Source organism: Dorea sp. 210702-DFI.3.17 (genome assembly GCF_020560825.1).
GTDB classification, from domain to species: Bacteria; Bacillota; Clostridia; order Lachnospirales; family Lachnospiraceae; genus Dorea; species Dorea formicigenerans.
The window spans coordinates 1-18,829 of the sequence record NZ_JAJCNB010000003.1 but is presented as its reverse complement, the minus strand read 5'-3'; the positions used below and the strand labels follow the sequence as shown (position 1 = coordinate 18,829).

The 18,829-nt window shown below is 40.3% G+C and carries 18 protein-coding genes; 17 read left to right on the top strand and 1 reads right to left on the bottom strand.

Translation table 11 applies throughout. The annotated features are described in order from the left end of the window. Positions 1 to 2 precede the first annotated feature (2 nt). From LI149_RS03930 to LI149_RS03890, 9 genes are all read left to right on the top strand, one after another. The gene (locus tag LI149_RS03930; protein WP_005332295.1) at positions 3 to 830 is read left to right on the top strand and encodes an undecaprenyl-diphosphate phosphatase; all 828 of its coding nucleotides are present in this window, start codon (positions 3 to 5) and stop codon (positions 828 to 830) included. 95 nt (positions 831 to 925) lie between these two features. Further along, positions 926 to 1,807: a transporter substrate-binding domain-containing protein gene (locus LI149_RS03925; RefSeq protein ID WP_005338977.1), complete on the top strand. Its 882-nt coding sequence runs from the start codon at positions 926 to 928 to the stop codon at positions 1,805 to 1,807. A 34-nt stretch (positions 1,808 to 1,841) separates the two neighbouring features. Next, on the top strand, positions 1,842 to 2,552 hold the full coding sequence (locus tag LI149_RS03920) for an amino acid ABC transporter permease (RefSeq protein WP_005332292.1): 711 nt from the start codon (positions 1,842 to 1,844) through the stop codon (positions 2,550 to 2,552). Next, on the top strand, positions 2,536 to 3,339 hold the full coding sequence (locus tag LI149_RS03915; RefSeq protein ID WP_173785465.1) for an amino acid ABC transporter ATP-binding protein: 804 nt from the start codon (positions 2,536 to 2,538) through the stop codon (positions 3,337 to 3,339). Before LI149_RS03920 ends, LI149_RS03915 begins: the two co-directional genes overlap by 17 nt. A gap of 178 nt (positions 3,340 to 3,517) precedes the next feature. Then, entirely contained in the window at positions 3,518 to 4,261 is a 744-nt protein-coding gene (locus LI149_RS03910; protein ID WP_227079203.1) for a zinc ribbon domain-containing protein, read from the top strand. 93 nt (positions 4,262 to 4,354) lie between these two features. After that, a complete protein-coding gene (locus LI149_RS03905; protein ID WP_227079202.1) occupies positions 4,355 to 5,035 on the top strand; it encodes a zinc ribbon domain-containing protein in 681 nt (226 codons plus the stop codon). Between the two features lie 5 nt (positions 5,036 to 5,040). After that, positions 5,041 to 5,643, top strand: a complete 603-nt coding sequence (locus LI149_RS03900; RefSeq protein WP_227079201.1) for a YARHG domain-containing protein — start codon at positions 5,041 to 5,043, stop codon at positions 5,641 to 5,643. Between the two features lie 15 nt (positions 5,644 to 5,658). Then, positions 5,659 to 6,861 (top strand): zinc ribbon domain-containing protein, encoded by a 1,203-nt coding sequence (locus LI149_RS03895; protein WP_227085893.1) that lies wholly within the window; start codon positions 5,659 to 5,661, stop codon positions 6,859 to 6,861. Then, positions 6,849 to 8,912 (top strand): VWA domain-containing protein, encoded by a 2,064-nt coding sequence (locus LI149_RS03890; protein ID WP_227142980.1) that lies wholly within the window; start codon positions 6,849 to 6,851, stop codon positions 8,910 to 8,912. The genes LI149_RS03895 and LI149_RS03890 overlap by 13 nt, the downstream gene beginning before the upstream one ends. A gap of 119 nt (positions 8,913 to 9,031) precedes the next feature. Here the strand turns inward: LI149_RS03890 and LI149_RS03885 are convergent, their stop codons facing one another. Then, positions 9,032 to 10,723: a hypothetical protein gene (locus tag LI149_RS03885; RefSeq protein WP_227142979.1), complete on the bottom strand. Its 1,692-nt coding sequence runs from the start codon at positions 10,721 to 10,723 to the stop codon at positions 9,032 to 9,034. 391 nt (positions 10,724 to 11,114) lie between these two features. On the opposite strand from LI149_RS03885, the gene LI149_RS03880 reads away from it, so the two are divergent. The 8 genes from LI149_RS03880 to LI149_RS03845 all read left to right on the top strand — a co-directional run bounded on the left by LI149_RS03880 (position 11,115) and on the right by LI149_RS03845 (position 18,669). Continuing rightward, the gene (locus tag LI149_RS03880; protein ID WP_227142978.1) at positions 11,115 to 11,918 is read left to right on the top strand and encodes a hypothetical protein; all 804 of its coding nucleotides are present in this window, start codon (positions 11,115 to 11,117) and stop codon (positions 11,916 to 11,918) included. 4 nt (positions 11,919 to 11,922) lie between these two features. Further along, complete coding sequence (locus LI149_RS03875) at positions 11,923 to 13,281, top strand: zinc ribbon domain-containing protein (RefSeq protein WP_227142977.1); 1,359 nt, start codon at positions 11,923 to 11,925, stop codon at positions 13,279 to 13,281. Between the two features lie 615 nt (positions 13,282 to 13,896). Continuing rightward, a complete protein-coding gene (locus LI149_RS03870; RefSeq protein ID WP_227142976.1) occupies positions 13,897 to 14,826 on the top strand; it encodes a substrate-binding domain-containing protein in 930 nt (309 codons plus the stop codon). Position 14,827: 1 nt separating this feature from the next. Next, positions 14,828 to 15,721, top strand: coding sequence for a phosphate ABC transporter permease subunit PstC (pstC, locus tag LI149_RS03865; protein ID WP_168933200.1), 894 nt, complete (start codon positions 14,828 to 14,830; stop codon positions 15,719 to 15,721). Continuing rightward, positions 15,714 to 16,577, top strand: coding sequence for a phosphate ABC transporter permease PstA (gene pstA, locus LI149_RS03860; RefSeq protein WP_168933199.1), 864 nt, complete (start codon positions 15,714 to 15,716; stop codon positions 16,575 to 16,577). Before pstC ends, pstA begins: the two co-directional genes overlap by 8 nt. Positions 16,578 to 16,591: 14 nt before the next feature. Further along, positions 16,592 to 17,341: a phosphate ABC transporter ATP-binding protein PstB gene (gene pstB / locus LI149_RS03855; RefSeq protein ID WP_168933198.1), complete on the top strand. Its 750-nt coding sequence runs from the start codon at positions 16,592 to 16,594 to the stop codon at positions 17,339 to 17,341. Between the two features lie 3 nt (positions 17,342 to 17,344). Beyond that, complete coding sequence (gene phoU, locus LI149_RS03850) at positions 17,345 to 17,998, top strand: phosphate signaling complex protein PhoU (RefSeq protein WP_168933197.1); 654 nt, start codon at positions 17,345 to 17,347, stop codon at positions 17,996 to 17,998. Further along, the gene (locus LI149_RS03845; protein WP_168933196.1) at positions 17,995 to 18,669 is read left to right on the top strand and encodes a response regulator transcription factor; all 675 of its coding nucleotides are present in this window, start codon (positions 17,995 to 17,997) and stop codon (positions 18,667 to 18,669) included. Before phoU ends, LI149_RS03845 begins: the two co-directional genes overlap by 4 nt. The last annotated feature ends 160 nt before the right edge of the window (positions 18,670 to 18,829 follow it).

The window sequence follows — 18,829 nt, the reverse complement described above, 5'->3', positions numbered from 1 at the left end:
TAATGTTAGATGTATTGAAAGTCATTTTGCTCGGAATCGTGGAAGGAATCACGGAGTGGCTTCCGGTCAGCAGTACAGGGCATCTGATTCTGGTGGGGAATGTTTTAAAACCGGGACTCAGTGATGCTTTTATGGAGATGTTCAACGTAGTCATCCAGCTTGGTGCTATTATGGCGGTCGTTGTTCTGTATTTTCATAAGTTGAATCCGTTTTCACCAAAGAAGACTCAAAAACAGAAGCTTTTGACCTGGCAGATGTGGATCAAAGTATTGATTGCCTGTGTACCGGCCGCTGTAGTGGGATTGCTTTTTGATGATATTCTGGATAAGATTTTTTATAAGCCGCTTCCGGTAGCTGTGATGCTGATTGTATATGGTGTACTATTTATTATAGTAGAAAACCGTAATGAAGGAAGAAAACCGGCTGTCCGCAGAATCTCTGAACTGGATATTAAGATGCTGTTGTGGATCGGTGCTTTCCAGATGCTGGCACTGATACCAGGAACTTCAAGATCAGGTGCAACAATTGTCGGTGCGCTGATCATCGGAGTATCCAGAGAAGTGGCAGCTGAGTTCACATTTTTCCTGGCAATTCCGGTCATGTTCGGAGCAAGTGCACTGAAGCTTATCAAATTCGGATTCCACTTTACAGCAGCAGAATTCGGATTCCTGATGCTTGGCTGTGTAGTTTCTTTTGGAATGTCTGTTATTGCGATTAAGTTCCTGATGAACTATATCAAGAAGAATGATTTCAAAGTATTTGGATATTATCGAATTATATTAGGTGCACTGATTATTCTGGTAGCACTATTTAAGATGCTACTTGGATAAAAATGGACTTGAGTTTTAGCTGAAACGTGTTAAAATATGTATTATGCAATAAATATGTATAATCATGCAGAATAAAATTTTAGGAGGACAGGGTTATGAAAATGAAAAAATTAACCAGCGTACTTTTGGTTGCAGCATGTGCGCTTTCATTAGTAGCATGTGGCGGATCAGGAGACAAAAAGGACAGCTCCAAGGGCGGTTCATCATCAAAAACAGCAAAGGTTATCGATATTGACCTTACAAATGAAGAGTATGCATTCGGAGTAGATAAGACTCAGCCAGAGCTTCTTGAGAAGACAAATGCATTTATTGAGAAAATTAAAGGTGACGGAACATTAGATAAAATCTGTGACAAATATTTTGGAAGCGGAGAGCCAGAGGCAGTTGAATCTGCAAAACTCGACAGCTCCAAAGATCAGCTTGTAGTTGCTACAAATGCAGCATTTGAACCATTTGAGTATACAAAGGGAGACAGCTACTACGGAATCGATATGGAGATCGCTAAGCTTCTTGCTGATGAGCTTGGAAAAGAGCTTGTAATTGAGAACATGGATTTTGATGCAGTATGTCTGTCTGTAAGCCAGCAGAAATGTGATATTGCTATGGCAGGTCTTACAATCAATGAAGAGAGAGAAGAGTATGTAACATTTACAGATTCTTACTATTCAGCATCACAGAGACTGATCGTACCAAGCGACAACACTACATTTGATGATTGCAAGAGCGCAGACGATGTAGCAGCACTTCTGGCTAAGACAGAGAAATCTGACAAGATTGGTGTTCAGGCCGGAACAACAGGTCAGTATTATGTAGAAGGAAGCGAGGACTGGGATTTCCCTGGACTTCCTGCAGAGTGTGTAACATATAAGAGTGGTTCCCTTGCAGTTCAGGATATGCTCAATGGAAACATTACATATGTAATCATCGATGCAGCACCTGCATCAGCTATTACAGAATCTATCAACGAGATGCAGTAATTCTCAAGTGATGGATTAGAAGAAGAGAGAGATTATGGGTAATTTTGATCAGAAAGTAAACAAGTTTATAGAGATTTTTGTGGAACAGAATGGCTATGCAAAAGTAATTCAGGGTCTGCAGAATACACTGTTAATTGCAGTGACAGGTTTAATCATTGGTATCATTGTTGGAACTTTGATTGCAACAGTGCGTGTACTTCCAAAGTATAAAACATTGCCAAAAGTATTGAATGGCATCTGCAGCTTTTATGTAGCACTGTTTCGTGGAACACCTATGGTAGTTCAGCTGTTGGTATTTTATTATGTACTACTTCCAATCATCGGACTGAAAATTACAGGAGTACAGGTAGCCATGCTTGTATTCGGACTCAACAGTGGTGCGTATATATCAGAGATTATGCGAAGTGGAATTCAGTCTGTGGATTCCGGACAGATGGAGGCCGGTCGTGCAGTTGGCTTAAGCTTTGGGACAAGCATGATGAAAATCGTGATTCCACAGGCAGTAAAAAATATTCTCCCGACTCTTGGAAATGAGTTTATTTCCCTGATCAAGGAGACTTCAGTTGTAAGTTTTGTAGGAGCAGCAGATCTCTATGTTGCATTTAACTATATTGGAAGTAACAGCTATGAATTCATGGTTCCGTACCTGGTAATGGCACTGATTTATATTGCACTGGTATTGATTATTTCCTTACTGATAAAATTGATGGAAAGGAGCCTGAAGAAGAGTGATAGACGTAATTAATCTGAAAAAAAGCTTCGGTGATGTCGAAGTGTTAAAAGGCATCGATATAACCATCAATAAAGGGGACATCGTAGCAATTATCGGACCGTCCGGTTCCGGTAAGAGTACATTCCTAAGATGTCTGAACTGTATGGAAGATCCGACGTCCGGACAGATTATTTTTAACGGTGTAGATATTGCAGATATGAAGGTGGATATTAATATTCACCGCCGTCATATGGGAATGGTATTCCAACATTTTAATCTGTTCAATAATAAGACAGTCATTGAGAATATTATGCTTGCACCGGTTTACACAAGATGCCAGGATCTGAAGAAAGCGAAGAGAAAGAAATTATTCGGAAAAGGTGGGGCAGATGCATCACTTGAAGGTCTGACAAAAGAGCAGATCAAGAAAGAAGAGAAGGAAAAGGCAATGTCCCTTCTTAAGAGAATCGGTCTGGAAGATAAGGCAGATGTATATCCGTCGACGTTATCAGGTGGACAGAAACAGCGTATTGCAATTGTACGCGCACTTGCTATGGATCCGGATGTCATTCTTTTTGATGAGCCGACATCAGCACTTGATCCAGAGATGGTAGGTGAAGTACTGGAACTGATGAAGCAGCTTGCAAGCGAAGGAATGACCATGGTAGTTGTAACACATGAGATGGGATTTGCAAAAGAAGTGGCTTCCAGAGTTGTATTTATCGACGAGGGAGTTATTAAAGAAGAAGCGGCTCCGAAAGAGTTCTTTGAAAATCCGAAAGATGCACGATTAAAAGAATTTTTATCAAAAGTATTATAAGAGATTATAAAAAAGATATAAAGAGACAGAGTGGAAAGAAATCCATCCTGTCTCTTTTTGCGTATGTGAAAATGTGGTATAGTAGAAACAACAAAGTTATCACAGATAAAAATGCCTATTAGACATAGAAAGAGGCAGTAGAAAAGAACAATATTGACACCAAGGAGGAAATATAATTATGGCTTTTTTTGACAGAATGAAAGATTCACTTACAACAGCAGGACAGGAAGTTTCTCAGAAGGCGAAGAATGCAACGGAGAATGTCAGATTGGGAAATTTGATCAAGAACAACGATAAGATGGTAGATAAATTGCTTTACCAGGTTGGTCTGAAATATTATGAAGCACACGGACAGGAAGAGGGAACAGAATATCAGGAGTTATTTGCAGAGATTAATCGTCTGAAATCAGAAAATGCTGCATATCAGCAGGAGTTGGATAATCTGGCAGCTACAAACAAATGTCCTCAGTGTGGATTTGGTAACAACGCAGGTGCAAAATTCTGCATCAGTTGTGGAGCGCCACTGAATCAGACTCCGGTTGCACCGGCACAGTCAGCACCTGGAAAATGTTGTGACAAATGTGGAGCTTTGAATGACGCGGAAGCCTTATTCTGTACGGAGTGTGGAAATCGGTTAAATACACAGCCGGCGCAGCCAATGACCTATACAGTGCCGGAAGCAGACGAGGTAGTTGAAACGACAGTAGCAGAGGCTATGCCAGAGGAATCTGAATCCGAGAAAGTTGACTCAAAGGAAGTTGACTCAGAGGAAACAGTGGCTGAAGTCTCAGAGAAAACAGTGACTGAAGTAGACGATACGCAAGAGCCGGTAACAGAAAAAAATCCGGCATGCTGTGCAAAATGTGGAGCACCATTGGAAGAAGATGCGTTATTCTGTACATCATGTGGAGCAAGAGTTTAGGGGAGTTCTAAAGAAGCTGAAATTCGGTTAAAAGAGACTGTCGGAGGCATTCTTGAAAAAAGAAGATAAGGAAGAGAGTAAGGAGGAACAGCTATGGCAAAATTTTGTTCAAAATGTGGCAATGAGCTGAAAGAAGGAGCAAGGTTCTGTTCTGTGTGTGGAAACCCGGTAAAGCAGGTACAGAGCGCACAGAGTGCGGCAACAGCAGCAGGAACTAATGAAGAGAGACAAGGAGTGTATTCACAGCAGCAGGGATTTACTGCCCAGGATATGCAGTATCAGCAGATGGCAGGATCTGCTGCACCAGTGAAGAAAAATAAAAATTTATGGCTGCTTGCAATCCCGGCAGCGCTTCTTGTAATTTTGCTTGTAATTTTCGGAATCAAAGCCGTTCTGTCACCGGCATATTTAAAACCTGTCAAATACATGGAAAAAGCATTCAATAAGCAGGATATTGATCTGATGAAAAAAGCAGTGCCGGATGAGTATGCAGAATGGATGACGGATGATATTGTAGATTATATGTTTGATCTGGACAGTGATTATAAAATTACGATTAAAGTTACCGATAAAGAAAAAATTGCAAAAAAAGATCTGGAAGAAACTCTGATTGATGATTATTATGTTCTGGACAGCATTGCTGAAGATGCAAAGGCGGGATATATTCTGGAAGCAGAGGCAACATTAAAACAAGACGGAGAAAAAGATACACAGGATATTACACTTGTAGTGGTCAAAGTAGATGGAAAATGGGTGATTGTCTCCGGATTATAAAAATAATGAAAAGAAAGACGGGAACAAAAGTTATGCAGGAACAGACAAAGGAAAACAAATTGCCAGTAGTGTTACTGACGGTCATAATTGTAGTATTACTTGTAGGAAGCATTGTAATAGGAATATTTGGCGGTGGAGGAAAGAAAGTTGAGACTGCTGTTTCAAAGAAGGATATTAAAGCTGCAAGAGAGGCAGCAGAGCTTTCAGATGAGGGGGAAGTTCAGACGATTGCAATCGACAAAGATATTATTGTGAATGCTGGTGGGACTGGAAGTGCAGATGAGAAGAGCGAAATGCAGGATTCACAGACAACAGAGGATTCCCAGACAGTACAGAACACGGAAGATTACATTTTCCCGAATAGTTCCTCAGTACTTCTAACAGATGCAGAGGTGTCCGGAATATCAAAAGACCAGCTCAGAATTGGAAGAAATGAAATTCTTGCCAGACATGGAAGACGTTTCAACGACCAGGCACTGCAGCAGTATTTTGACAGCAAAAGCTGGTATAACGGAACCATTAGTCCGGACGAGTTCGATGCAAATTTAGATTCCAGATTGAATGATGTGGAACGTGCCAACATCGAAATCATCAAGAAGTATGAGTAACAGGGGGGATGAGAAATGTTTTGTCCAGAATGTGGATATAAGAATGTAGAGGGTGCGGCTTTCTGTGAGAACTGCGGAACGAAACTTACAGGAATGCCGGGAAATATAAATCCAAAGGAAACCTCCTATAAAAAAACAGGAGAAAAAGCAACAAAGAAAAGCGTATCATTGGGGAAGATAAATAAGATGCTTCTGATAGAGATACCAATCGCAATGATCAGTCTGTTAATATTCATTATGGTCTTCCAGGCAAAATTCAGCGCCAAAAGTGTGGTAGAGCGTTATGTGGAAGGGATGGGTGACGGAAACTGGAATCAGGTTTATGATACACTTTATCTTAATGATTCCGGAGACTTTATGTCAAAGCAGGCATTTGTTACTTCCCAGACTATCAATGGAATAAAATGGGATGAGGCTCTGGAAGTTCAGAAGATCCGCAAAAAGACAAGCAACACATATCGTGTAAAATACAAAGGCGATAATGGCGTCCAGAGAATCGATGTAAAGGTAAAAAGAAGAGGTCTTACATGGAAAGTTGATGAAGCGGATACATTTCTTTCAAAAAACTTTTCTGTAGCGGTTCCGAAAGGTGCAGAGATTAAAATTGATGGAATTACACCAGATTCAAAACTGAAATCCCAGGATGAGATTGAAGGAATGGATACCTATACCATTAAGAAGATATTTGGAACAAGTCATTATGTAGAAATCAGCGGTTCTGACATTGAGACTACAAGTGCTGTACTTGAGTCATACGATGAACCTACTGTTATGACAGCCGGATACAGTAAGGCTACGGTGGAACAGATGGCAGATCAGGCAGTAAAAGATCTGAACAACATTTTCCAGGGAGCTGCCGCAAACAAACGTTTCAGTGATCTCGATATTTTGAATAATATGTATGCGGATGAAAAAGATTCTGCAATCAGAAAATATGAGAGTGCGAGGGACGATTATTTTGAAAATGGAAATAACAGCTGGGAGTTTCTGAACTATACAATAACGAATTGTGAGGCTCAGGCACAGATGATCACAAGAGATCAGAAACAACTGATTGAGGTGACGATCAAAGGTGATGCTCAATGGGAAAAGAATTATGTCTACTATGATGGAGACAAGGAGAGAGAGACAGAGACAGAAGATGCAGAACATACATTGTATTACATTGATGATGGTGGAACATGGAAATTGTATGATTTAGATCTTTGGACCTGGTAAAATATGAACTGGAAAAGGAAGAGACAAAAATGTTTTGCGAAAAATGTGGAAAGAAACTGGAAGATGGAGTGAAATTTTGTCCAAGCTGTGGAAACCGGGTAGAAATACCGGAAAATCAGACAGATACGGTTCATGAACAGCCGGAAAAAAGTAAGAAATCCAGAAAAAAAAGTAAATTACCACTTGTTCTAATTGCGGTGCTGGCAATTATTTTGATTGTAGGCGGAATTTTATACGGAACGGTCGGCCTTGATATGCAGAAAGATAAGCTGGCTGTGAAAATAAAAAAAGCTGGAATCCCACAGTACACGGAAGAAATGAACGAAATTGTGGATGAATGGGATGATTTTGGAATATTCAGCATTTCTGATAAAAGAAATGATCTTCATAAGCTGAAAAAGATTGTAAATTATTTGGATGAGTACAACACAGCAGTGGATGAGTACAAATCCATGAATAAAGAAAAAGAGCAGTATGCGTTAGATGAGGATAGTTACAAAGAATATGAAAACGCACTTCATGACTGTAACGATGCGATTGAGCAGAAAAATCCGGAGTCACTTATAAATGCAGTCGAGATTGCAAAAGAAACACTGAAGGATTTGAAAAAAGCAGATGATAGCTATGTAGAAGACCGGGTAAAGATGTATGAGGGACTGGATCTTAAAGATGCCGGGGACGATGTTGTCTCCGGATATAAAAAGAATCTGAAAGAGATTCAGGATTTGACTGGAAAAGGGAAAAAAGATTACAAAGCTATTAAGGAAGCATTTTCCAAGATGGATCAGATCGTGTACCAGTACATAGAGCCAAAGAATCAAGCAGTCGTATCCATCCAGCAGATTGATGCCAGTGAATTTCCAACTGTAAAACTATATATGAGTATCAAAGATAAGACAACCGGAAATGTAATTGAAAATCTGGATGATGCATTTTTCTATATCAATAAGCAGGATGCAAATGCAAAGTATGTAAAACAGGTCGTGAAATCAGCGAACCAGTTGAACGAAAAAGAAGCGTTGAAAGTAGATATGGTAGCTGATGTCAGTGGAAGTATGGATGGTTCCCCCCTAAACGAGGCAAAACAGGTAATGTCGGATTTTGTCGGAAGCGTGCAGTTTGACGCAGGAGATCTCGTGGAATTGACATCATTTTCAACCGGAGTATGTCTGGAACAGGAATTCAGTGATGATGCTGCAACATTGACCAATGATATCAATAATCTTGTTACAGGTGATATGACAAGTCTTTACGATGCACTTTACACAGCTGTTGAACGTGTAGCAGCACAGAACGGTGCAAGATGTGTGATTGCATTTACTGATGGAAATGACAATTACAGTAACTGTACAAAAGAAGATGTGGTAAATGTTGCAAATCGCTATCATGTACCGGTATTTATTATTGGAATCGGTTCCATTGATTATGCCGATGTAAATGATATTGCAACTCAGACCGGAGGCATGTATTATAACGTCAGCGATGTAACTTCCATGGATAAGATATACGAAGAAATCTATCAGATGGAAAAACAGCTCTATCTGGTGGAATTTGAAGATAATACAGGTGCAACTGTCGGGGATACCGCAAATATTCAAGCCGGATACCACAGTATCGATTATGGCGGAGAATGTGAATACACATACACTCCGAACGTTCTTATGAGTGCCCAGAGTAGGGATATATATACAGACGGTCCTCAGGCAGCAGTAGAAGGCTATCTGAAGAACTTCGACAGCGCCATGAATAAATCCGATTTTTCTCTGATATCCGGATATTTGAAAAATGGAAGCCCGATATACACAGAACAAGAAAAATATGTTCTGCGTGATATTACAGAACGATTGGATTCCTATGAACTGACAGACGTATCATATGCAGACACCAATAACTGCGTCATATCCACAAGAGAAACTTACTATGTACAAGTAAAAGGAAAACCATTACAACTTATGACCCAGGAATGTAAGTATAACGTAGAAAACCAGGGCGATAAGTGGCAGCTTACATCATTCGCGGATATTAAAGTCGTATCAAGAATCAAACAATAAAACAATCTTGGCATGGATGCTTTCCTGTAATTTACAGGAGGCATCCATTTTTTGTATAACAGGAAATTGCATTTTCTGTTATACAAAAAGCCTCCAGCAGAAAAATTTGATGAAACGTATTATTTCTTCAAATCAAATTCCTTGCTAAGATCTTCAGATATTTTCGTGATAGTACCAGGCTTGAAAATATTGCTTAGTTCTGCAATTGTGAGAGCTTCCTGATATTTTGTCCCGGCAGGAACTGTGGTGAGAGTCATATATTTGGCAACACCGGAATGAAAATCAACCCGCGATTCTAAAAACAGTTCGAAAGAAGCGAGGGCAGAGGTGGCATAACCTATATAATAAAATGGCTCTTCAAAAACATGATCTATATAAGCCCAGGATGTGTCATCGCTGATGAAATTGTTATATTCATCACTGACATTTTTCCAAATCTGATCCAGTTTTTTAATATCCAGATCCGGAGTCGTATAGGAACGATATTCCGCTTCATTTATTGTAAATCCATCTGCAACAGAAGCCATCATATCAAAAATAACAAAGGAAGCCAGGGCATCGCCACATTCCGGATAATAGGTATCATAATAATCATAGCAGATTAATTCTAATCCTTGCGACATGATCTCTGAGACATCGGTTATATCGCGAGAATCAAATGGATGAGCAGGATTGTGGTAATAATAATTGTAGTGTCCGAATTCATGCAGGAGGGTTGAATAATCGGAGACGGTCTCATATGGAGAACTGTAAATATAAGCATCATTGTAGGCAGGCAGTGGTGCAGAAAAACTCAAGGCCGGATATTTCAGAGAAGACGCCTCGACATCATACAAAGTATTTTTTTGCAAATGAATCAAGGATTCCTCCAGTGCAGGACAGACTTTTTGAATACATTTGCGAAGCCGGTGGATTTTTCCCTCTCCACGGTCATGGTTTTCGTCATATACAACATAAATAGAATCATCCTCAGTGACGGAAGATACATATTCGTGAAATACAGGTATGAAATGATCTTTCACTTCATTTTCGATTTTCTTTAGATCGGTCATTGTGTAATCACGACCATATTCAACGGCATAGACAAAATCAGGGTAATTGGCATAACCGAAAGACTGAGCAAAAGCATTGTTCGTATTTACAAGGTCAATGTAGAGCTGTTTGAGTTCTTGTTCTTTGGCGCCCTGTGTGATCAGAGCCTCATAACGTTGGATTAATTCGTTTTTTTGTTGCTTCAGTGCAATTGCTTCATCAGAATAGATCAGTGAATTTTCTATCCGGGAGGCTTTATCTTCTCCAATGTAAGAACGAAAGACATCGCTGTATTGGGAAGATAAGGCACGCTGAAACAGACTGGAGGTTTTTTCAAAACTATCAGTATAGGCAGATTCTTTGCTATGATAACGCTCCGCTTTTTCCTGGCTTTCGGTATCCAGATAATACGCATATTGCGCTAAAGTCGCATCAGTCAAAAGCATGTTCAGCTGTTTGCATAACTGATCATAGAGACCGAGAATCCGTTCTTCATTACCATCACTGTCAAGAGCGGTATGAAATTCATTGAAGGTAGATTTAAAGGTATCGATATCGATAGAATCCATAGAACGGTCAGTCAGGGAAAGGTTGGAACGGTTGAAATGATCCGTATACTTGAAGTCTGAATAAGGTTTGACCGTTTCTTTTGCAGATATATGATTCTTGACGTCGGTATGCTTTTGAGACGAGTCACGGTTATTGCAGCCGGAGCATATAAATGCAGCCAACAGGCAGGAACAACATACTGTTAAGAGTAATAAATATTTTCTTTTCATAAGGCAACCTCCTTTTAAAATATCAGCTGGGAGTCAATCCCCCAGCTGATATAGCCTCCTGCAGGATTGCAGAGATGCGCAGTAGAAGTATGTCATGCAATTGCATGACGCGCACCTCGCAGCAAGAATGCCTCGGCATTCTTGAATGGATGATTTGTCTTTTTTGGTTGAAACAGTATAACAGGTTTGTAAGGCATCTACAAGGATAGAAAGATCTAATTTTCAGGAAAATGATTGACGAAATTTGAGGCAAAAATCTGTGTATTTTTGAAGGTGGATTTTGCTTTTGTGGGAGTAGTTCTTCATGATACAATGAAAAAAACAATACTTGGCTTATCACAAGAAAAAAGATTCATGGCAGGTAAATCATATAGGAGAGGAGAAAAGGGTCATGGTAAAAAGAATATTAGGTGGAATTTTATTTATATGTATTGGATTTTTTTTGATGATTGCTTCAATAAAAATGATTTTTGTGGATGATCCAAAGGCAAAGAAGCTTTTAAGTGAAGCCGTCTATGTCACGACAGATACGGTAGATCCGGCAAATGATGGAAAAGCCGTTATCGTATCGGCGCCTTTTAAGCTCGTTGAACCGGCGTATGATGATGAAATGGGGCTTACCTTAGACAGTATTCGTATTTCACGCAAGAAAGAGAGGACGGAGTATGAAAGAAAACAAAATGATGAGGATGGTTGGAAGGAAAAGTTAGTGTGGAATCAAGAGGGGGCTTCGGAGGAATATATAGGAGAAGGAATGGTTGGTGGATACACGCTTTCCGAGGATTTTATCCATATGATCCGAATGACCGGCACCTGGAAAGACTATGATGAACAGGTATTAAAAGAACTTGGTTACGCCTTTGTATCGGATCCATCATATAGTCAGGGATATTTTATAGAACCACTGGATCAGACAGAAAGATCTTACCAATATTATCTGGAAAATGATATCCGTTATTCTTATAGTTATGCAGATTTCAAGGATGGCGATAAGGTGACGGCTATCGGTATTCAAGACGGACAAACGTTAAAAAAAGCACCTGGAATGACGGAATATTTGATGAAAGGTGAAATGGATATGGAAACTGCAATAAAAGAAGGTGGTGCCGCAGGGATTGGATTGAAGATTTTTAGTATTGCGATTTCGTTGATCTTTATGCTTGGCGGTGTACTGATGTTTGTAATAAAGAGGTGATTCTATGTCAATAATATGGGCTGGGGCAGTTGAAATCGCACTTGCATGGGCGGTTATACTGGGCGTAAAAATTGCAAGTAATGCATTTGAATGGAAATTCGAGCATCTATTGCCGAATTACTGGTATCCGGTTGTAAAAAGAAAATTAGCAAAACCAGAGACAGCAACTTTAAAAGATAAGGGAATACCAAAAAAAATATCCGATGAACTGGAAGGCCTGCTGGCATTTATGCAAGGCGGCAGTTTGCAAAATAGCAGAATTCGAATGGATCGTACTTTTCAGGATAAGATAGAGCACGAGACAAAGCAACTGAAAAAAAGAGGTCTGGCAAGACAATTTCATTTTACAAATTTAAAATTGTCGGAGAAGAATGAAAAAAAGAAAGATTTCAGACATTGGAGCGATGCTGGACGTGAATGGAGAGAAGTTATCGTAGAAGCGTCTGTTTCGGACAAATATCTAAGCAAAGATAAGAAAAAAGTACTTCATGAAACAATCTATCCTTACGGTGCGATATTACTTCGTCAGTCACGTCACATTCGACATACAGATAAGGCAGATAAGGACAGAAAAAAGGAACAGACATTTTACAGTGAATATTCACAGATGATTTGCCCAAGCTGTGGTGCGCAGTTAAATTTAAAAGGAAACGAAACGAATTGTCCTTATTGTGGCGCCTTTATACAGAGTCAATTTTACGATTGGCAGACAGAAGATTTTCGAATCTATCACCTTCCAGATCCGAATGCAAGGAATCTGTTATACACAGGCGGACTGATCCTGGCACTATTTTTACCGGCAGTTCCATGTATACGCTTCATCTCAAATATGTATCTTGCATTTGGTCTTGCATTTGTATTGACCATTTTAGTAGCTTTTGGAATGCTCTCTTTCATAACTCCGAAATTAGAGAAAGAGGAAAAGTTGAAAGAACAGATTGTCCGATATGACGAAAGCTGGCTGGCAAGTAACATCAATGAAGCATTGTATAAATCCGTACTCACACCGGAACTACTTACATATATTGTTGACGATATAAAGATAAAAAGCGTAGAAAATACAGAAGATACAACGACAATTTCAGTGAGTGCAAAATTGCGCAGGACTATTTTGGAAAATGATCAGCATATTGTCGTGAAAAACGAAAAAGAAAATTGGACGCTTTCAAGAGCACTACATCCAAATCGATTAAAATCAAAAGGACAGGACATTGTAATAGAAAAAGAATGCCCAAGCTGTGGCGCCAATTATGTTCCGGATGAGAAAGGCTGCTGTTCCTATTGTGGATATAGTTTGAAAGTTGATAACTCAAAGTGGAAAATAAATGCCAGTGAGAAAAGAAATATGTCTACTATAGTATAGTCGAAAGTAATATATTAATAAAATGTTTGACATAGAATAAGCAGACTGTTAATATAATATTAGAAAAGGTGCTACTGATGACGGTTCGCCTGATTTGTTAATTAAAAAAATAACCGCTTAACTTGTCAGGTTAGGGGCGGTTATTTTTGCGTCTTGGAATCATGCCATGCAAAGCGAACCGCCATCAACACGTCAACGTGTAGTAACACCTAAAAATATTTTAACAAAATAAATATATTTTATCAATATAATATTTCTAAAACAATAAGTAATGTCTTGATAGAATGGAAATATCATAAAATGCTTTGAAAAGCAGTAGAAGTCGTAGTGTAATATAAGAGAGCATGCATCGATCTGACTACTGTGCAATGAAGATGAGACATAAAAAACGTGCTAGTTCATACTGGCACGTTTTTCGTATTCAATGGCTCATCGGAATGGTTTGCACAGGGAAGGAAGAGGCATGCTCTCTTATTAATACACGAAAACTATACTTTACAAACATTTTACAATCCCGCCGTTTTTGATTTTACATTCTCCTTTTATGATAATAACTGTCGACGAGGTAAATAATAAAAAAAGAATTATTGTACAAGACAAAAGGAGATTACGAAAATGAAATTGAAAAAGTTTATTGCAATGGCAGCAGTAGTTGGAATGGTAGCCGGACTGGCAACTGGATGTGGTGGATCAAATTCTGATTCAAGTGCTGACTCTACAGGAAGTGATGCCAAGACAGAAGCAAGTGCAGATTTTGACACATCATCAGATATCACAATCGTTTCCAGAGAAGACGGTTCAGGAACAAGAGGAGCATTTATCGAGCTGTTCGGTATAGAAGAGAAAGATGCAAGCGGACAGAAAGTAGATAACACAACAGCAGAGACACAGATTACAAACAGCACATCTGTTATGCTGACAACAGTAGCAGGTGATGATTATGCAATCGGTTATGTATCTTTAGGATCTCTTGATGATAGTGTTAAAGCTCTTAAAATCGACGGAGCAGAGGCTACAGCAGACAATATCAAATCTGGAGATTATAAAGTAGCAAGACCATTCAATATTGCTACAAAAAAAGGTTCTGATAATGAACTTTCAAAAGACTTTATCAGCTTTATCATGAGCAAAGAAGGACAGCAGGTTGTATCTGAGAATGGTTACATCGGAGATGACAGCGCAGCAGCATTTTCCGGAAGCAATCCTTCAGGTAAAATTGTAGTTGGTGGTTCTTCTTCTGTATCACCGGTTATGGAGAAACTGATCGAGGCTTACAAAGCAGTGAATAAAAATGCAGAGATCGAGCTTCAGACAACAGATTCTACAACAGGTATGACGTCAACAATCGACGGAAGTTACGATATCGGTATGGCATCTCGTGAGTTGAAAGATGATGAGGCAGCAGAACTTGACAATCAGGTAATTGCTACAGATGGTATCGCAGTAATCGTAAACAAAAACAATACAGCAGATGAGCTTTCAAGTGATCAGGTAAAAGCAATCTATACAGGTGAAGCTCTTACATGGGATGAGGTATTGAACTAATATGAAATCAAAAGCATGGACGGAAAAATTCATGCAGGGAGTGTTCTTGATAGCCGCCTGCGCTTCGGTGCTGGCGGTTGCACTCATTTGTATTTTTCTTTTTGCAAATGGTGTCCCTGCAATGAAAGAAATTGGATTTGGCAGATTTCTCTCGGGAGTGATCTGGAGACCGAACAACGATATATATGGAATTCTTCCTATGATCGTAGGAAGTCTGTATGTTACAGCAGGAGCAATCATCATCGGAGTTCCGATTGGAATTCTCACAGCAGTATTTATGGCATTTTATTGTCCGAAACGGATTTACAGACCATTAAAAGCGGCAACAGAATTACTGGCAGGTATTCCCTCTGTTGTATATGGTTTCTTTGGACTGGTTGTTCTTGTACCGGCGATCCGCACATTTGGAAAAAGTTTACATCATGCAGGGCTGATTCGGTCAGCCGGAAACGGAAGCAGTATTTTAACCGCTTCACTGTTACTTGGAATGATGATACTGCCTACAATCATCGGACTGACAGAGTCTTCCCTTCATGCAGTTCCGACACAGTATTATGAAGGTGCGGTAGCACTTGGGGCAACACATGAACGTGCAATTTTCCGTGTTGTCATTCCGGCAGCAAAATCTGGTGTAATTGCAGCACTGGTGCTTGGAGTGGGACGTGCGATTGGAGAGACGATGGCAGTTATCATGGTAGCCGGAAACCAGGCAAGAATGCCGGGAAGTATCTTCAAAGGTGTTCGTACACTGACGGCAAATATTGTAATTGAAATGGGATATGCAGCAGGACTTCACAGAGAAGCGCTGATTGCGACAGGTGTAGTACTTTTTGTATTCATTCTGATCATCAACTTCTGCGTAGCGTTATTGAACAGGGGGAACAGTCGTGAGTAGTAATGAAATAACATTAAAACAAAAAGCAAAATCATATTTAAAGACACCGGGATCACTTTTGGTCATGCTTCTGGTCATGTTCTCGGCGATCATTACATTTACAGTGTTGATATTTTTGATCGTGTATATTCTTGTACATGGCGTTCCGTATCTGAAGCCTTCCCTTTTTTCATTACATTATAATTCGGAAAATGCTTCTTTAATGCCGGCGCTTATTAATACGGTGATCATGACATTTTTCTCACTGCTCATTGCGGTGCCACTTGGTATTTTTTCCGCGATTTTTCTTGTAGAATATGCAAAGCGTGGAAATAGATTTGTAAATGTCATCAGACTGACAACAGAGACACTGCAGGGAATCCCTTCTATTGTATATGGTCTGTTTGGAATGTTATTTTTCGTAACAACCTGTCACTGGGGATTTTCTATTTTAGCCGGTGCATTTACACTGGCAATTATGATTCTTCCGCTGATCATGAGAAGTACTGAAGAAGCGTTAAAGGCTGTTCCGGATTCCTACAGAGAAGGAAGCTTTGGACTGGGTGCCGGAAAGCTCCGTACCGTATTTCGCATTGTACTTCCGTCTGCAATTCCCGGAATTCTGGCCGGTGTCATTCTTGCAATCGGACGAATTGTAGGAGAGACAGCAGCACTGATCTACACAGCAGGTACGGTTGCAAAAGTTCCGGGCAGCCTTCTTGGTTCAGGTAGAACTCTTGCAGTCCACATGTACAATCTGGCAAGTGAGGGACTGTATATGGATCAGGCTTATGCGACAGCAGTTATTCTGCTTGTACTGGTTGTGCTGATCAATACATTATCCGGAGTCGTAGCGAAAAAACTTACAAAGTCATAATTGGAGAGAAAAATATGAGCAAAATCAGTATAAAAAATATGAATTTATATTATGGCGATTTTCATGCACTGAAGGATGTCAATCTGGAGATTGAACCGAATAAGATCACTGCATTTATCGGACCTTCCGGTTGTGGAAAATCAACATTATTAAAATCTCTGAACCGGATGAATGATCTGGTGGAGGGATGCAAGATCCAGGGAGATATCCGTCTAGACGGCAAAGACATTTTCAAAGAAATCGACGTAAACCTTTTGAGAAAACGTGTTGGAATGGTATTCCAGAAACCGAATCCATTTCCAATGAGTATTTATGATAATATCGCATACGGACCGAGAACTCACGGAATTCATTCCAAGGCAAAACTAGATGATATCGTAGAAAAATCATTGCGGGATGCAGCAATCTGGGATGAGTGTAAGGACCGGCTGAAGACAAGTGCTCTTGGGATGTCAGGTGGACAACAGCAGAGACTTTGTATTGCGAGAGCCCTTGCGGTGCAGCCAGAAGTTCTTCTCATGGACGAACCAACTTCTGCACTGGATCCGATTTCAACATCGAAGATTGAAGACCTTGCGATGGAACTGAAAAAAGACTATACTATTGTCATGGTAACTCACAATATGCAGCAGGCTGTCCGTGTATCTGACAATACTGCATTCTTCCTGTTGGGCGAAGTGATCGAGTATAACGATACAGAAAAATTATTCTCTATTCCTTCTGACAAGCGTACAGAAGACTATATTACAGGGAGGTTCGGTTAAGATATGCGTAATAAGTTTGATATGCAGCTGGAACGTCTCAACAGCCAGCTGACCCATATGGGAGAGATGTGTGAGATTGCAATTACCAGAGCAACGAAGGCTTTGGAAGATGGTAAGATTGACGAGGCGAAATCTGTCCAGGAGGCAGATGAAGAGATTGACCAGTTAGAAAAAGACATCGAACGTCTTTGTCTGAAGCTTCTGTTACAGCAGCAGCCGGTAGCAAGAGATCTTCGCCAGATTTCAGCGGCACTTAAGATGATCACAGACATGGAACGAATTGGAGATCAGGCATCTGATATTGCGGAGATTATTATTTCTGAAAAGAAGGCTGAGGCAGCAGATATTCCGGTTATTGTGAAGATGTCTGAAGCAGCAGCAAAGATGGTTCGGGACAGTGTGAATGCTTATGTGGAAAAAGACCTGGAGTTGTCACGTGCTGTTATCGAATACGATGATGTTGTAGATGAGATGTTCGAGGAAAATAAAAAACAGCTGATCGATTACATTTCCAAGAATGGCGGAGAAGGTGGAAAGGAAGCCATTGATCTGATCATGGTCGCAAAATACCTGGAGAGAATTGCAGATCATGCGACCAATATTGCAGAGTGGGTAGAATTTTCCATTACAGGAATCCACAAGGAGAGCAAAGTATGATATTTTGTGTAGAAGATGATAGTAACATTCGAGAATTAGTCATATATACACTTGAGACCACGGGCTTTAAAGCGCGTGGTTTTGAGGATGGAAAGGAATTTTTAGAAGCATTGGCACTGGAGACACCGGAATTAATTTTATTAGATATTATGCTTCCGGGAATGGATGGGCTGGAGCTCTTAAGCAAATTAAAAGCGTCACCGAAGAACCGTGATATTCCGGTCATTATGTTGACAGCAAAAGGTGCAGAATATGATAAAGTAAAAGCACTGGATGCCGGGGCAGACGATTACGTGACCAAACCATTTGGAATGATGGAGCTTGTATCCAGGATCAAAGCAGTCCTTCGAAGAACACAGAAAGATATACAGGATCCACAGGACGTCATTGTTCTTGGTGACATTGAGATGAATACGAAAAAACATGAAGTAACTGCAGATGGAGAAGTTGTGACATTGACGCTCAAAGAGTATGAACTTTTGAAGCGCCTTATGAAGAACCCGAACATTGTCATGACACGAGACTGTCTGCTGGAAGACATCTGGGGATACGATTTCGACGGTGAGACGAGAACTGTCGATGTACATGTAAGAACACTTAGACAAAAACTTGGCAAAAGCGGAGAGAAGATCGAAACAGTCCGTGGCGTCGGATACCGCATGTCAGAATAAGATAAAGTAGTAGAACACAGGAGACGGGAAGGGGACGGGAGCAACGGAGCCAAGGCGAGTATGCCCCGTCCCCAAAGCGAGGCGCAAGCCCGCTCAAGAGGCTCACCCGTCCCCAAAGCGAGGCGCAAGCCCGCTCAAGAGGCTCACCCGTCCCCAAAGC

Bases quoted from the DNA above. Each gene is read 5' to 3' on its own strand.
- LI149_RS03845 (WP_168933196.1), top strand. From the start codon at position 17,995: ATGATATTTTGTGTAGAAGATGATAGTAACATTCGAGAATTAGTCATA.
- LI149_RS03930 (WP_005332295.1), top strand. From the start codon at position 3: ATGTTAGATGTATTGAAAGTCATTTTGCTCGGAATCGTGGAAGGAATC.
- LI149_RS03885 (WP_227142979.1), bottom strand. From the start codon at position 10,723: ATGAAAAGAAAATATTTATTACTCTTAACAGTATGTTGTTCCTGCCTG.
- LI149_RS03880 (WP_227142978.1), top strand. From the start codon at position 11,115: ATGGTAAAAAGAATATTAGGTGGAATTTTATTTATATGTATTGGATTT.
- phoU (WP_168933197.1), top strand. From the start codon at position 17,345: ATGCGTAATAAGTTTGATATGCAGCTGGAACGTCTCAACAGCCAGCTG.
- pstB (WP_168933198.1), top strand. From the start codon at position 16,592: ATGAGCAAAATCAGTATAAAAAATATGAATTTATATTATGGCGATTTT.
- LI149_RS03920 (WP_005332292.1), top strand. From the start codon at position 1,842: ATGGGTAATTTTGATCAGAAAGTAAACAAGTTTATAGAGATTTTTGTG.
- LI149_RS03910 (WP_227079203.1), top strand. From the start codon at position 3,518: ATGGCTTTTTTTGACAGAATGAAAGATTCACTTACAACAGCAGGACAG.
- LI149_RS03875 (WP_227142977.1), top strand. From the start codon at position 11,923: ATGTCAATAATATGGGCTGGGGCAGTTGAAATCGCACTTGCATGGGCG.
- LI149_RS03900 (WP_227079201.1), top strand. From the start codon at position 5,041: ATGAAAAGAAAGACGGGAACAAAAGTTATGCAGGAACAGACAAAGGAA.
- LI149_RS03925 (WP_005338977.1), top strand. From the start codon at position 926: ATGAAAATGAAAAAATTAACCAGCGTACTTTTGGTTGCAGCATGTGCG.
- LI149_RS03905 (WP_227079202.1), top strand. From the start codon at position 4,355: ATGGCAAAATTTTGTTCAAAATGTGGCAATGAGCTGAAAGAAGGAGCA.
- LI149_RS03895 (WP_227085893.1), top strand. From the start codon at position 5,659: ATGTTTTGTCCAGAATGTGGATATAAGAATGTAGAGGGTGCGGCTTTC.
- LI149_RS03870 (WP_227142976.1), top strand. From the start codon at position 13,897: ATGAAATTGAAAAAGTTTATTGCAATGGCAGCAGTAGTTGGAATGGTA.
- pstC (WP_168933200.1), top strand. From the start codon at position 14,828: ATGAAATCAAAAGCATGGACGGAAAAATTCATGCAGGGAGTGTTCTTG.